The organism is Paenibacillus plantarum, from assembly GCF_013141695.1.
Classification (GTDB): Bacteria; Bacillota; Bacilli; order Paenibacillales; family NBRC-103111; genus Paenibacillus_E; species Paenibacillus_E plantarum.
The window spans coordinates 1-577 of sequence record NZ_WHNY01000052.1 but is presented as its reverse complement, the minus strand read 5'-3'; the positions used below and the strand labels follow the sequence as shown (position 1 = coordinate 577).

Here is a 577-nt window from a genome sequence, read left to right as displayed (position 1 = left end):
GCGCCCGATAACGATGTGCTTAGCGTGCCGGTTGCATCTATTTCTCTCGTCACATCTTTCAAGCCATCCGCTACAGCGTCGTATTCAACTGTAAAGTTTCCTTTATGGATGATAGAGTCATCGCCGATGGTTACACGAAGCGTTTGGCTATCCTGCCATACCGCACTGCCGTCTGTTCCCAATCCTACCACAGCGTTCCCGTTCGATCCGTCTTTCACCTTCACGTTCGCTGTTGAATCGTCATTCTGCACTTTATTCGTCGCGTCGGCAAACTTCAAATCAAAGTATTGTTTTTCCGACTCTCCGCGATAATTGGTGGCATTATACGGTGTGATTACTGGTGTCGTTCCATCTAACGCTGGTGCTACGCCCTGTCCAAATGAACCTTTAATGACTGCCGATACCGTAGTACCATTGACACCTTCGCCGCCAATGTTACGCAGCGATCCCGTTGCAATCGTCAGTGTATCCCCGTATTTGACGTCAATACCAGATCCACCTAGCGTGATCGTCATCTCAGTTCCCGCAACATTCCACGTAATTGATGCTGCGTCGCCTAAGCTTCCTGTACCTCCGC

The 577-nt window shown here is 49.7% G+C and carries 1 protein-coding gene; it reads right to left on the bottom strand.

Going from position 1 to position 577, the window contains the following annotated elements:
- Nucleotides 1-577 (bottom strand): hypothetical protein (locus tag GC096_RS16555; RefSeq protein ID WP_171631682.1); only part of this gene is annotated, 577 nt, incomplete at both ends.